Origin of the sequence: Pseudomonas sp. NPDC096925 (assembly GCF_044762545.1) — a bacterium.
Taxonomy (GTDB): Bacteria; Pseudomonadota; Gammaproteobacteria; order Pseudomonadales; family Pseudomonadaceae; genus Aquipseudomonas.
The window spans coordinates 150,285-164,010 of record NZ_JBIWEM010000005.1 but is presented as its reverse complement, the minus strand read 5'-3'; the positions used below and the strand labels follow the sequence as shown (position 1 = coordinate 164,010).

Here is a 13,726-nt window from a genome sequence, read left to right as displayed (position 1 = left end):
ATCCGTTTGGGGAATCATTACGCCCTCACGGGGTCCGAACAGTGCTCGCCAACCCGGCATTTGTCGCTGGCCGTTGGTTTCATGATCTGTTTTCGGCGAGGGTTGCTCGTGATTGTTAGTCCCCAAAAAGCATCAAGAATCCCCGGAACCGGGCTACGCAAGGCCCTGATGGCCAGTGTGGCACTGATCGGCCTGATGAGCGCGGGCCAGCTGTGGGCATTCAATCTTGACGATGTTGCAGCCAAGGCAAAGGATCTGGCCGGCCAGAAGTACGACGCACCGAAAAGCAACCTGCCAGCCGTATTCCGCGACATGAAGTTTGCGGACTACCAGAAGATTCATTTCCTGCAGGAAAAGGCCGAGTGGGCCAAGGACAAGACTCCGTTCAAACTGTCGTTCTATCACCAGGGCATGCACTTCGATACCCCGGTGAAGATCAACGAGGTCACCGCCACCAAGGTCGAGGAAATCAAGTACGACCCGAGCCGTTTCGAATTCGGTGACGTGCCCCACGACCCGGAAACCACCAAGAACCTGGGTTACGCCGGTTTCCGCGTGCTGTACCCGATCAACAAGGCCGACAAGCAGGACGAGATCATGACCCTGCTTGGCGCCAGCTATTTCCGCGTGGTCGGCAAGGGTCATGTATATGGCCTGTCGGCCCGTGGCCTGGCCATCGACACCGCACTGCCGTCGGGCGAGGAGTTCCCGCGCTTCACCGAGTTCTGGGTCGAGAAGCCCAAGCCGACCGACAAGCATCTGGTGATCTACGCCCTGCTGGACTCGCCGCGTTCCACCGGCGCCTACAAGCTGACCCTGCGCCCGGGCAACGACACCGTGGTCGACGTGCAGTCCCGCGTGTTCCTGCGTGACCATGTCAGCCGCCTGGGCATCGCCCCGCTGACCAGCATGTACCTGTTCGGCCCCAACCAGCCGTCCAAGGTCCTCAACTACCGCCCGGCCCTGCACGACTCCGAAGGCCTGTCGATCCATGCCGGCAACGGCGAGTGGCTGTGGCGCCCGCTGAACAACCCGAAACACCTGGCCGTGAGCAACTTCAGCGTCGAGAACCCGCGTGGGTTCGGCCTGATGCAGCGCCAGCGCGCCTTCAGCGACTACGAAGACCTCGACGACAACTACCAGAAGCGCCCGAGCGCCTGGATCGAGCCGAAGGGTGACTGGGGCAAGGGTACCGTCGACCTGGTCGAAATCCCGACTGCCGACGAGACCAACGACAACATCGTGGCCTTCTGGAGCCCGGAAAAGCTGCCTGAGCCAGGCAAGCCATTCGAGTACGCCTACCGTCTGCACTGGACTATCGACGAGCCGAAGTTCCAGGCCCCCGAGCTGGGCTGGGTCAAGCAGACCCTGCGTTCCACCGGCGACGTCAAGCAGTCCAACCTGATCCGCCAGCCAGACGGCAGCGTGGCCTTCCTGGTCGACTTCGCCGGCCCGGCACTGGCCGCCCTGCCGGAAGACACCGCCGTGCGCAGCCAGATCAGCGTGGCCGACAACGCCGAGGTGGTCGAGAACAACCTGCGCTATAACCCTGAGACCAAGGGCTGGCGCCTGACCCTGCGTTTGAAGGTCAAGGAAGCCAACAAGTCGACCGAAATGCGTGCCGCGCTGGTGCGTGACGTGCCGGTCGAAGCCGCCAAACCTGCCAAGCAGGACAAGGCTGCAGCCAAGCAAGCCAAGGCCGAGAAAACCGCCAAGGCCGAACAACCTGCCGCCGATGCGGCGCCCACCAACGGGACCCCGGCCACCACCGAGAAGGTGCTGACCGAGACCTGGAGCTATCAGTTGCCTGCCGATGAGTAACTCAAGCGCAAGGCCGGAATCGCTTCGCGAGTACCTGGCCCACCTACCACTGAGCGACGAGCAACGGGCGGAACTCGCCAGCTGCACGTCATTCAGTGAGCTGCACCAACGCCTGGCGGCCAACCCGGCCGCCAGCTCTGCCGAGGCCGTGCAGGCCTCGGTGGGCCCGCGCCTGACCGTAGGCAGCGCCGCCGAGCTGGAAGACGCCGAAATGCTTGGCGTCGACGGCAGCGGCCGCCTGTGCCTGAAGATCGCCCCGCCGATCAAGCGCACCAAGGTCGTGCCCGAGCCATGGCGCACCAACGTGCTGATCCGCATGTGGCGGCGCATGACCGGCCGTACCAACGCGCCGCAGCCGCCCAAGCGCGAGCTGCCGCCGGCCCGCTGGCGCACGGTCGGCTCGATCCGCCGTTACATCCTGCTGGCGCTGATGATCGGCCAGACCATCGTCGCCGGCTGGTACATGAAGGGCATCCTGCCGTATCAGGGCTGGTCGTTCGTGGACTTTGACGAAGTCGTCAACCAGCCGCTTTGGGACACCGTGGTGCAGGTATGGCCGTATGCCTTGCAGACGTCCATCCTGATCCTCTTCGGCATTCTGTTCTGCTGGGTGTCGGCGGGCTTCTGGACCGCGCTGATGGGCTTCCTCGAGCTGCTCACCGGGCGTGACAAGTACAAGATTTCCGGTAGCAGCGCAGGCAACGAGCCGATCGCGCCCGAGGCGCGTACCGCGCTGGTGATGCCGATCTGCAACGAAGACGTGCCACGCGTGTTCGCCGGCCTGCGCGCAACGTTCGAGTCGGTGGCTGCCAGCGGCAACCTTGACCGCTTCGACTTCTTCGTGCTCAGCGACACCAACGACACCGACATCGCCGTGGCCGAGCAACAGGCCTGGCTGGACGTGTGCCGCGAAACCAAAGGCTTTGGCCGCATCTTCTACCGTCGCCGTCGGCGCCGGGTGAAGCGCAAGAGCGGCAACCTCGACGACTTCTGCCGTCGTTGGGGCGGCGAGTACAAGTACATGGTCGTACTCGACGCCGACAGCGTCATGAGCGGCGAGTGCCTGAGCAGCCTGGTGCGCCTGATGGAGGCCAACCCGGACGCCGGCATCATCCAGACCGGGCCTAAAGCCTCGGGCATGGACACCCTGTATGCGCGTCTGCAGCAGTTCGCCACCCGCGTGTACGGCCCGCTGTTCACCGCCGGCCTGCACTTCTGGCAACTGGGCGAGTCGCACTACTGGGGCCACAATGCGATCATCCGCATGAAGCCGTTCATCGAGCACTGCGCCCTGGCGCCGTTGCCGGGCAAGGGCGCGTTCGCCGGTGCAATCCTCTCCCACGACTTCGTCGAAGCCGCGCTGATGCGCCGTGCCGGCTGGGGCGTGTGGATTGCCTACGACCTGCCGGGCAGCTACGAAGAACTGCCGCCGAACCTGCTCGACGAGCTCAAGCGCGACCGCCGCTGGTGCCACGGCAACTTGATGAACTTCCGCCTGTTCCTGGTCAAGGGCATGCACCCGGTGCACCGTGCAGTGTTCCTCACCGGGGTGATGTCGTACCTGTCGGCGCCACTGTGGTTCCTGTTCCTGGTGCTGTCGACCGCGCTGCTGGCGACCAACACGCTGATGGAGCCGCAGTACTTCATCGAGCCGTACCAGCTCTACCCGCTGTGGCCGCAGTGGCACCCGGAGAAGGCCGTAGCGCTGTTCTCCACCACCATCGTGTTGCTGTTCCTGCCCAAGCTGCTCAGCGTCATCCTGATCTGGGCCAAGGGCGCGACCGAGTTTGGCGGGCGCATCAAGGTCACCCTGTCGATGTTGATGGAGATGCTGTTCTCCATGCTGCTGGCACCGGTGCGCATGATCTTCCACACCCGCTTCGTGCTGGCTGCGTTCCTCGGCTGGGCCGCGACCTGGAATTCGCCGCAGCGTGACGATGACTCCACGCCGTGGAGCGAAGCGGTGCGCCGCCATGGCCCGCAGACCCTGCTGGGCATTGCCTGGGCGGCGCTGGTGGCCTGGCTGAACCCGAGCTTCCTGTGGTGGCTGGCGCCAATCGTCGGTTCGCTGGTGCTGTCGATCCCGGTTTCGGTGATCTCCAGCCGCACCCGCCTGGGCCTGGCGGCCAAGGACGAGAAGCTGTTCCTCATCCCCGAGGAATACGCTACCCCGCAAGAGCTGCTGGCGACCGACCGGTACACCCACGAAAACCGCTGGCATGCCCTGCATGACGGCTTCGTGCGGGCCGTGGTCGACCCGCGGCAGAACGCCCTGGCCTGTGCCATGGCCACTGCCCGTCATGGCCAGGCGGCACCGATCGAGGCACTGCGCGTCGAGCGTGTGGCCAAGGCGATGGAAGTCGGGCCGCAAGGCCTTGACCTCAATACCCGCCTGGCCCTGCTCAGCGACCCGGTGGCGCTGACCCGCCTGCACGAGCAGGTCTGGGCCGAGCACAATGCGGCGTGGATCAACGTGTGGCGTGCATCGATCAAGAACGACCCGCATTCGCCGCTGTTGCCGCTGCACCCGGAGAATGAAGGCCAACCGGCACTCGTCGGCGCCTGATCGGGCCTCTTCGCGGGCACGCCCGCTCCTACAGGTACTTCACAGCCTTTGAGGCATGCGCTGTACCTGTGGGAGCGGGCGTGCCCGCGAAGCTTTTAGGGCCCTCCCTCGATTTTGGCCAACAAAGTCCCCCCCGGCTCTAGGTCCCCGAGCCGCCATGCGTTAGCATCCCTCTCCGATATGACGCATCGGCCGCTACGGCCATGCCAACAATAAGATTCGCTACTTTTCTTGCTAGGGGACTTGGTGATGATCAAGAAATACCTTTCGCGACTGCTGGTCGGTGTCACCGCCCTGGTCGCCGTGACGGCGGCCCAGGCGGGTGCTATCGATGACGCGGTCAAGCGCGGCACCCTGCGGGTGGGCATGGACCCGACCTACATGCCATTCCAGATGACCAACAAGCGTGGCGAGATCATCGGCTTCGAAGTCGATATCCTCAAAGCCATGGCCAAGTCCATGGGCGTCAAGTTCGAGCCGGTTTCCACCGCCTATGACGGTATCATCCCGGCCCTGCTGACCGACAAGTTCGACATGATCGGCAGCGGCATGACCCTGACCCAGGAACGCAACCTGCGCCTGAACTTCAGCGAACCTTTCATCGTGGTTGGCCAGACCCTGCTGATCCGCAAGGAGCTGGCGGGCGAGATCAAGTCGTACAAGGACCTGAACAACGAGAAGTACCGCATCACCTCCAAGCTCGGTACCACCGGCGAAATGGTTTCCAAGAAGCTGATCGCCAAGGCCAAGTACCACGGCTACGACAACGAGCAGGAAGCGGTGATGGACGTGGTCAATGGCAAGGCTGATGCCTTCGTCTACGACGCACCGTACAACGTGGTGGCAGTGGACAAGGCCGGTGCCGGCAAGCTGCTGTTCCTCGAAGAACCCTTCACCTACGAGCCGCTGGCCTTCGGCCTGAAGAAAGGCGACTACGACAGCATCAACTTCATCAACAACTTCCTGCACCAGATCAAGCATGACGGGACCTACGATCGTATTCACGACAAGTGGTTCAAGAACAAGGACTGGCTGAAGGAAATGGAATAAGGCCCAGGTCACAAGCCCGGCTTTATGACCCCGACGCGCAGGCAAACCCTGCGCGTTCGCATTTACGGAAGTACCCCACGTGATCAAACACAAGAAAGCCCAGTGGCCCTGGCACGGTTTGACTGCCCTGGTCCTGGTGGGCCTGGCGTTCAGCCTGTATATGGCCACCTCGATGATTTCCTACGAGTGGCGCTGGAACCGCGTACCGCAGTACTTCGCCTACAAGGCCGAGGAAGCACAGCGCGCCGCCGGTTACGGCACCGTGCAGGAGATCGTCATCTCGGGCGACAATGCCCGTGTCACGCTGAAAGATGAGAACGGTGCCGAGCAGGTACTCGACGTGGCCAAGGACAGCCTGCAGCTGGCCCGCGGCGACGATGTGGCCGAAGGCGACCAGATTGGCGTCACCCGCCACTGGGCGGCCGGCCCGCTGGTCTGGGGGCTGTGGACCACCCTGTGGATTTCGGTGGTTTCCGGTGCCCTGGGCCTGCTGATCGGCTTGTTCGCCGGCCTCTGCCGGCTGTCCAGCAACCCCACCCTGCGTGACCTGACGACGGTGTATGTCGAACTGGTGCGCGGTACCCCGCTGCTGGTGCAGATCTTCATCTTCTACTTCTTCATCGGTACCGTGCTCAACCTGTCCCGCGAGTTTGCCGGGGTGGCCGCACTGGCGCTGTTCACCGGCGCCTACGTGGCTGAAATCGTTCGTGCCGGCGTGCAGTCCATCGCCAAGGGCCAGAACGAAGCGGCCCGCTCGCTGGGCCTGAACGCGGGCCAGTCGATGCGCCACGTGATCCTGCCGCAGGCGTTCAAACGTGTGCTGCCGCCTTTGGCCGGCCAGTTCATCAGCCTGGTCAAGGACACCTCGCTGGTCTCGGTGATCGCCATCACCGAACTGACCAAGAGCGGCCGCGAGGCCATCACCACCTCGTTCTCGACCTTCGAGATCTGGTTCTGCGTGGCAGGCCTGTACCTGCTGATCAACCTGCCGCTGTCGCACCTGGCAAGCCGGCTCGAGCGGAGGCTTGCGCAAAGTGATTGAAGTCCGTGACCTGCTGAAAGTCTTCGACACCCGTGGCCACGTGGTACGGGCTGTGGACAACGTCACCACCCAGGTCGCCAAGGGCGAAGTGGTGGTGGTGCTCGGCCCGTCGGGTTCGGGCAAGTCGACCTTCCTGCGCTGCCTCAACGGCCTGGAGCATTTCGACGAAGGCCATGTGGCCATCGACGGCCTGCAACTGGCCGATCCGAAGACCGACATCAACGCCTACCGCCGCGAAGTCGGCATGGTGTTCCAGCACTTCAACCTGTTCCCGCACATGACCGTGCTGGAAAACCTGTGCCTGGCGCAGAAGGTGGTGCGCAAGCGTAACAAGGCCGACCGCGAGGCCAAGGCCAGGGCGCTGCTGGAGAAGGTTGGCATTGCGCAGAAAGCCAACGAATACCCGTCGCGCCTGTCCGGCGGCCAGCAGCAGCGGGTGGCGATCGCCCGCGCGTTGGCCATGGACCCGAAGGTGATGCTGTTCGACGAGCCGACCTCGGCGCTTGACCCGGAAATGGTCGGCGAGGTGCTGGACGTGATGAAGACCCTGGCCCAGGAAGGCATGACCATGGTCTGCGTTACCCACGAGATGGGCTTCGCCCGTGAAGTGGCTGACCGGGTGTTGTTCTTCGACCATGGCAAGCTGCTGGAGGATTCGGCCCCGGCCGCGTTCTTTGCCGCGCCGAAGGACCCGCGCGCGCAGGCGTTCCTGCGTCAGGTGCTTTAACCTGCACCGGCCTCTTCGCGGGTAAACCCGCTCCCACAGGTACTGCACCGACTTTGAGAGCGGCGAGGTACTTGTAGGAGCGGGTTTACCCGCGAAGCAGGCGACTCCTGTCTAGATGTTGAACCGCCCCACCATCCCCCGCAACTGTTGCCCCAACTGCTCCAGTTCGCCACTCGACGCCGCCGTCTGCTCACTGGCCGCACTGGTCTGATCCGACACATCGCGCACATTCAGCACGCTGCGGTTGATCTGCTCGGCCACCACGCTCTGCTCTTCGCTGGCCGTGGCAATCTGCTGGTTCATACCCTGGATGTTCGACACCGTATCGGTGATCTGGCTCAACGCATGCCCTGCCTTGCGGCTCAGCTCCACGCTCTGTTCGGTCAGGCTCTTGCTGCTGTCCAGCAACCGTGTCACTTCATCAGTCCCGTTGTGCAGGCTGTCGATCAGTTGGCCAATTTCCTCGGTCGCCGTCGAGGTGCGCTGCGCCAGCCCACGTACTTCGTCCGCCACCACGGCAAAACCGCGCCCGGCTTCACCGGCCCGTGCCGCTTCGATCGCCGCGTTCAGGGCCAGCAGGTTGGTCTGCTCGGACACCGACTTGATCACATCGAGGATGCCGCTGATACGCTGGCTCTCGCCTGCCAGATGCTGCATGGCCGCCAGGCAATGGTCCATCTGCCTGGCCAGTTGTTCGATACGGCCGATGGCCTCGGCCACTACCTGGTCGCCCATCTGCGCCTGCTGGTCGGCGTTTGTCGCGGCCAGAGAGGCCTGTTCGGCGTTCTGCGCCACTTCCTGTACGGTGGCGCTCATCTGGTTCATGGCAGTTGCCACCTGGTCGGTTTCCTCGCGCTGCTGGTTGATGCGCAGCTTGGTGTCCTCGCTGCTGGTCGCCAGCTCCGAGGCTGCCTGTGACAGTTGCCCGACGCCTTGGTCGATGCCACCGATCAGCTCGCGCAGGCTCAAGGTCATTTCGCGCATGCTGGTCTGTAACTGGCCCATCTCGTCGCACCGCTGCACCGTTTCGACCTGGCTCAGGTCGCCCTTGGCGATGCGTGCGGCCACGGCCAGGGTCTGGCGCAAGGGTTGGGTGATCTGCAGGGTGATCAGCCAGGCGGCCAGCACACCCACCGCCAGCGCCAGTAGCGCCACGCTGGTCAGCAGCGAGCGGGCAGCCAGGGCTTCGCTGTCGCGTTGCTCGACCTTGCGCTTGCCGAGCTCCAGGCTTACCGCGCGCAACTCATTGCCCATCTTTTCCAGGTTGTTCTGCAATTGCTCGACCTGCACCGCGGCGTGGCGGTACTGGTCCAGGCTGGTGCGGTACTTGGCCAGCTCGATTCCGGGCTGCTCGGTGACGGCGCGCGACAGGCGCAGCGGAGCAAGGCTCTTGAGCAGTTGCCCCAGGCTGGTATCGGCAGCGTCCAGGGCGCTGTCGCCGACCTTGGCGAAGTCCTCGACAGGGGTGAAGGTGTAGGCCGGCACCAAGCTCTGCTGGTTGGCACCGTCGATATGCCGGCTGAGGGTATCCATCAGGCTCAGCACACCGCCTTGCTGACTGTCGGCAGGCATCTCCAGCAAGGCCTGGGTCTGCAGTTCGTCGATCGCCTCGTTGAGCTTCTGTTCCTGCGCCTGCATGGCCTCGCGCAGGGCGATACGGTTGGCGACGGTGCGTTGCAGTTCGCTGAAGTCATCGCGCAGGCGCTGCAGCAGTGCCAGTTTGTCGGTCAGCATCTGCCGTGACTCATCGACGTTGCTGCGTTGTTGCAGCGTGGCAAGCATGCTGTTCAGTTGATCGAGGATAGTGATGATGCGTGACTTGCTGGCGTTGTCGTTCAGCACGCGGTAAGTGATGCGCTCTGCGCGCAGGTCCTTGGTCAGATCGTTTATCTGGCCTATTTCGCTGAGTTGCTGTGAACGGACAATAGCGCCATCCAGTGCACGCCAGCCGCTGATGGTGGTGGCCAGGGTAAGTAGCAGAACCACGGCGAAGCCGAGAGCCAGTTTGGCACCGACACTGATGTTGCCGAGCTTGCGGTTGAGGTAGCCGAGCATGGGAGGTCTCCGTGCGATTGAGAGAGGGAGGCGGGCGTATTGCCGGCATCACACCTCTGCCAATCGGCAGCGGAGTTGTAGGACTTGACCTGATAATCAGGTAGGAAATTTCACCGCAGCATGTGGGAGGATTCTGCCTGTGCCGGCCTCTTCGCGGGTAAACCCGCTCCCACAGGTACTGCACAGGTGTTGAGAGCTGTGCAGTACCTGTGGGAGCGGGTTTACCCGCGAAGAGGCCGGCACAGGCGACCCACCCATCAGCCTAGAGCCTGAACCGCCCCACCAACCCCTGCAAATGGGTACCCAACCGCGCCAACTCCATGCTGGAGCTCGCCGTCTCTTCACTGGCTGCCGAGGTCTGGTCAGAAATGTCCCGCACATTCATCACACTGCGGTTGATCTCCTCGGCCACGGCTGTCTGTTCTTCCGCGGCAGTGGCAATCTGCTGGTTCATCGCCTGGATCGACGAGACGGTGCGGGTGATGGTTTCCAGCGAGCTGCCGGCACGGCGGGTCAGTTCGACGCTGCTGTCGGTCAACTGGCGGCTGCTGTCCATCACGCTGGCCACGCGCTGGGTGCCGCTTTGCAGGCCGGCAATCAGCTCTTCGATCTCTTCGGTCGATTGCTGGGTGCGCTGCGCCAGGCTGCGCACTTCATCGGCCACCACGGCAAAGCCACGCCCGGCCTCGCCGGCACGGGCCGCTTCGATCGCCGCGTTGAGGGCCAGCAGGTTGGTCTGCTGAGCCACCGACTTGATCACGTCGAGCACGCTGCCGATCTTGTCGCTCTCGGCCTTGAGCTGGTTCATCGCTTCGCTGGAGTTGACCACTTCACCGGCCAGGCGCTCGATCTGCGCCACCGCTTCGCCCACCACACGGTCGCCTTCGCGGGCTTGCTGGTCGGCCATCAACGCGGCTTCCGAGGCCTGCTCGGCATTGCGCGCCACTTCATGCACGGTAGCGGTCATCTGGTTCATGGCGGTCGCTACCTGATCAGTCTCGACCTTCTGGTTGTTGACCCCGGCGCTGGTCTGCTCGGTCACCGCCGACAGCTCCTCGGCAGCGCTGGCGATCTGCGTGACGCCATCACCGATGCCGCCGATCAGTTCGCGCAGGCCCTGGGTCATGCGCTGCATGCTGGCTTGCAACTGGCCCAGTTCGTCACGGCGTTGTACCTGCAGCGCTTGAGTCAGGTCGCCACTGGCCACGCGCTCGGCGGCGCGCAAGGTCTGGCGCAGCGGGATGATGATCTGCCGGGTGATGGCCCAGGCCGCCAGCAGGCCGAGGGCCAGGGCCAGCACGGTGGCCACGGCGAGCAGGGTCTTGGCCTGGGCTGCGCCGGCGTCACGCACAGCGGTTTGTGAGATGGTCATCGCCTGGCTGGTCTGCAGCAGTACCGTGCCTTGCTCGGCCATGTGCTGCAGGGCCTGTTCACTGGCGACCTGGGCATTGCCGAACTGGGTGACCGCATCGCGGTAGCCGGCCAGGGCGGTGGCGGCATCGTCCAGGCTGGCGGCATGTTCAGCCGGTACTTTGGCCGGCAGCGCGCGCAGTTCGGCCAGAGCCTGGTCGATGGCTTTGAGCGCCGTTTGCTGGAAATCGGCATTGCCGCTGTAGGTGTAGCCACGCACCTGGAAGCGTGCCTGCTGGAGCAGGGCGCTGACTTCCACTGCGTACTGGTACTGGTTGATATCGCCACCTTGCAGCAGGCCCCGCTGTACCCGGCCGATCAGCTCCGCGGCCTTGTCGGCACTGTCGCCCAGCACGCCACGGCTGGCTTCGCGGCGTTGGCCGGCTTGCTTCAGTTCGTTGAACGCCTGCTGGTAGGTACGCACGGCCTCGCGTTGTTGCTCCAGGCGCTGGCGGTCAGTGGGTTGCTCGATCTGTCCGAGCATCAGCTGCACCTGGCGGTCGAGGTTGCCCAGGGCTTTTTCAAGCTCAGCCACCGAGGCTTCGTCACGTTGGCGCTGGTAATGCTGGCGGGCGATGCGCAGTTCCTGGGTGTACTGCTGGATGACCGAGATGTTTCCCAGCTTGTCGCCACGTTCGATGATGCTGTCCATACCGTGCCAGCCGACCAGAGTAATGGCCAGGGTCAACAGCAGCACCAGGCCGAAGCCCAGCCCCAGTTTGCGGTTGACGCTCACATTGCCCAACGATTGGGCGAACCATTGATACATATACGACTCCCTGGCGGCGTGGCAGCACAAATAGTTGTTGTGTTGCCAAGGCCATCGGCCAGGGAGAAGGAAACTTGATGGGCGAAAATGCGGCGTTTACGTCAGAAAATGCGCGAAAGCAGCGCCGTTACAGCAGTCTCGACCCGCAGGATACGCTCGCCCAGTTGCACCGGTGCCAGGCCTGCCTTGCCCAGCAGGTCGACCTCATAGGGGATCCAGCCACCCTCGGGACCTATGGCCAGGGTCACGGCTTGCTCCACTGCGCGCGGGCAGGCGGGGTAGGGGCCGGGGTGGCCGACCAGGCCCAGGGTGCCTGCGGCGATGGCGGGCAGGCGGTCTTCGACGAAGGGCTTGAAGCGCTTCTCGATGATCACCTCGGGCAGCACGGTGTCGCGCGCCTGTTCCAGGCCGAGGATGAGATTTTCACGAATGCTGTCCGGGTGCAGGAAGGGGGTTTGCCAGAAGCTTTTCTCGACCTTGTAGCTGTTCACCAGGATCAGCCGCGACACGCCGAGGGTGGCCACGGTCTGGAACAGCCGGCGCAGCATCTTCGGCCGGGGTACGGCGAGCACGAGGGTCAGCGGCAGCTTGGCCGGTGGCTGCTGGTCAAAGGCGACTTCCAGTTCGGCTTCGTGCTTTTCCAGGCGCAGCACCGTGGCCTTGCCCATCAGGCCGTTGATACGGCCCACGCGCAGGTTGTCGCCCACCGCCACGCGGTGGATGTCCTGCATGTGGGTGAAGCGCCGGTCAGCGAGAACGACGCGGTCGGCCGAGACGAAGTCGGCCTCTTCAAGGAGCAACAGGTTCACGGTTGGGTCGCTGGTGGCTGGTCGTTGTGGTCGTTGGCGGTTTCATCGTGGGCGCTGCGCTTGCGAATCAGGCTGCCGCACAGCACGCCGATCTCGAACAGCAGCCACATGGGTACGGCCAGCAGGGTCTGGGAGAAGATGTCCGGTGGGGTAAGGACCATGCCGACCACGAAGCAGCCGATGATCACGTAGGGGCGAATCTTCTTCAGGTACTTCACGTCGACCACGCCGATCCATACCAGCAGCACCACCGCCACCGGGATTTCGAAGGCCACGCCAAAGGCGAAGAACAGCGTCATCACGAAGTCGAGGTAGCTGGCGATGTCGGTCATCATCGACACGCCTTCCGGCGTGGCGCTGGCGAAGAAGCCGAAGATCAGCGGGAACACCAGGAAATAGGCGAAGGCCATGCCGGCGTAGAACAGGAATATGCTCGACACCAGCAGTGGAATGGCGATGCGCTTTTCATGGCGGTACAGCCCGGGCGCGATGAAGCCCCAGATCTGCTGGAGGATGAACGGAATCGCCAGGAACAGCGAGACGATCATGGTCAGCTTGAACGGCGTGAGGAACGGCGAGGCCACGTCGGTGGCGATCATCGTCGCATTGGCCGGCAGGTGCTCGCGCAGCGGCGCGGAGACCAGGGTGTAGATCTGCTGGGCAAAGGAGAACAGCCCGGCAAAGATCAGGAAAATGACGGCAACGCAGCGCAACAGGCGAGTGCGCAGTTCGGTGAGGTGCGAAACCAGCGGCATTGGCTGGTCGTGTTCCGGATTCTCGCTCATGGGGCTCGCGGCGGTTGAGGCGGTTCAGAAGGCGTGGCCGGGGTGGCAGCTGTTTCGGCTGGCCTGGCTTCGAGCCCGGCGGGGGGCTGCACGGTGGCGGTGGTGACGGGCGGCTGCGCCGGTGGCGTCATCGGGTTGAGGATGCGCTTGGCTTCCTCTTCCATCTGCAGGATGTGCTCGTTGTGCAGCTGGCGGCGGATTTCGTCGGCGCCGATTTCGCGCTCCACTTCCATCTTGATGCTGTTGAAGCTGCGCTTGAGCCGGCCGATCCACAGGCCTGCCGTGCGCGCGGCACCGGGCAGGCGCTCGGGGCCGAGCACCAGCAGGGCGACCAGGCCGACGAGCAGCAGCTCGCTGAAACTGATGCCGAACATGGGTCAGTCTTTCCGCTGCGGCTCTTGGACCGGCTGGGCCTGGCCTTCGATGGTGTGGCCCTGGTTCTGCTGGGCAGTGTTCTGCACCGGTGGAACGGGTTGGGCTGGCGGCGGGGTCTGCTCGGCCGGCTTGTTCTCTTCATCGCTCATGGCCTTGCGAAAGCCCTTGATCGACTCGCCCAGGTCGCTGCCGAAGTTCTTCAGCTTCTTGGTGCCGAACACCAGGACCACGACTACCAGCAGGACGATCCAGTGTTTCCAGTCAAAGATACCCATTTCGTACTCCTGAAAAATGTGTGTACAGCAAATCGATCCGGC

11 protein-coding genes and 1 pseudogene are annotated in these 13,726 nt (G+C 63.7%); 5 read left to right on the top strand and 7 right to left on the bottom strand.

Features of this window, described 5'->3' with window-relative positions:
* Window positions 1-108 precede the first annotated feature (108 nt).
* From ACIQYU_RS16390 to ACIQYU_RS16370, 5 genes are all read left to right on the top strand, one after another.
* The gene (locus ACIQYU_RS16390; protein WP_207828394.1) at window positions 109-1,821 is read left to right on the top strand and encodes a glucan biosynthesis protein G; all 1,713 of its coding nucleotides are present in this window, start codon (window positions 109-111) and stop codon (window positions 1,819-1,821) included.
* A complete protein-coding gene (gene mdoH, locus ACIQYU_RS16385; protein ID WP_207828402.1) occupies window positions 1,814-4,387 on the top strand; it encodes a glucans biosynthesis glucosyltransferase MdoH in 2,574 nt (857 codons plus the stop codon). The genes ACIQYU_RS16390 and mdoH overlap by 8 nt, the downstream gene beginning before the upstream one ends.
* A gap of 252 nt (window positions 4,388-4,639) precedes the next feature.
* Window positions 4,640-5,437 carry a transporter substrate-binding domain-containing protein gene (locus tag ACIQYU_RS16380; protein ID WP_024087841.1) on the top strand — a complete coding sequence of 266 codons (798 nt, stop codon included), beginning with the start codon at window positions 4,640-4,642 and terminating at the stop codon, window positions 5,435-5,437.
* Window positions 5,438-5,516: 79 nt separating this feature from the next.
* Window positions 5,517-6,479, top strand: a complete 963-nt coding sequence (locus ACIQYU_RS16375) for an amino acid ABC transporter permease (RefSeq protein ID WP_087499690.1) — start codon at window positions 5,517-5,519, stop codon at window positions 6,477-6,479.
* Window positions 6,472-7,206 carry an amino acid ABC transporter ATP-binding protein gene (locus tag ACIQYU_RS16370; RefSeq protein ID WP_063912406.1) on the top strand — a complete coding sequence of 245 codons (735 nt, stop codon included), beginning with the start codon at window positions 6,472-6,474 and terminating at the stop codon, window positions 7,204-7,206. The genes ACIQYU_RS16375 and ACIQYU_RS16370 overlap by 8 nt, the downstream gene beginning before the upstream one ends.
* A gap of 111 nt (window positions 7,207-7,317) precedes the next feature.
* On the opposite strand, the gene ACIQYU_RS16365 is transcribed toward ACIQYU_RS16370, so the two are convergent.
* From ACIQYU_RS16365 to ACIQYU_RS16335, 7 genes and pseudogenes are all read right to left on the bottom strand, one after another.
* A complete protein-coding gene (locus ACIQYU_RS16365) occupies window positions 7,318-8,022 on the bottom strand; it encodes a methyl-accepting chemotaxis protein (protein ID WP_371106037.1) in 705 nt (234 codons plus the stop codon).
* 150 nt (window positions 8,023-8,172) lie between these two features.
* A pseudogene (locus tag ACIQYU_RS16360) lies at window positions 8,173-9,261 on the bottom strand (methyl-accepting chemotaxis protein); the annotation flags it as partial.
* A 262-nt stretch (window positions 9,262-9,523) separates the two neighbouring features.
* Window positions 9,524-11,440, bottom strand: a complete 1,917-nt coding sequence (locus ACIQYU_RS16355) for a methyl-accepting chemotaxis protein (RefSeq protein WP_207828442.1) — start codon at window positions 11,438-11,440, stop codon at window positions 9,524-9,526.
* Between the two features lie 101 nt (window positions 11,441-11,541).
* Window positions 11,542-12,249, bottom strand: coding sequence for a 16S rRNA (uracil(1498)-N(3))-methyltransferase (locus ACIQYU_RS16350; RefSeq protein ID WP_207828445.1), 708 nt, complete (start codon window positions 12,247-12,249; stop codon window positions 11,542-11,544).
* The gene (tatC, locus tag ACIQYU_RS16345) at window positions 12,246-13,034 is read right to left on the bottom strand and encodes a twin-arginine translocase subunit TatC (RefSeq protein WP_013974546.1); all 789 of its coding nucleotides are present in this window, start codon (window positions 13,032-13,034) and stop codon (window positions 12,246-12,248) included. The genes ACIQYU_RS16350 and tatC overlap by 4 nt, the downstream gene beginning before the upstream one ends.
* Window positions 13,031-13,408 carry a Sec-independent protein translocase protein TatB gene (gene tatB, locus ACIQYU_RS16340; protein WP_207828454.1) on the bottom strand — a complete coding sequence of 126 codons (378 nt, stop codon included), beginning with the start codon at window positions 13,406-13,408 and terminating at the stop codon, window positions 13,031-13,033. Before tatB ends, tatC begins: the two co-directional genes overlap by 4 nt.
* A 3-nt stretch (window positions 13,409-13,411) precedes the next feature.
* Window positions 13,412-13,684: a twin-arginine translocase TatA/TatE family subunit gene (locus ACIQYU_RS16335; protein ID WP_003259853.1), complete on the bottom strand. Its 273-nt coding sequence runs from the start codon at window positions 13,682-13,684 to the stop codon at window positions 13,412-13,414.
* Window positions 13,685-13,726 lie beyond the last annotated feature (42 nt).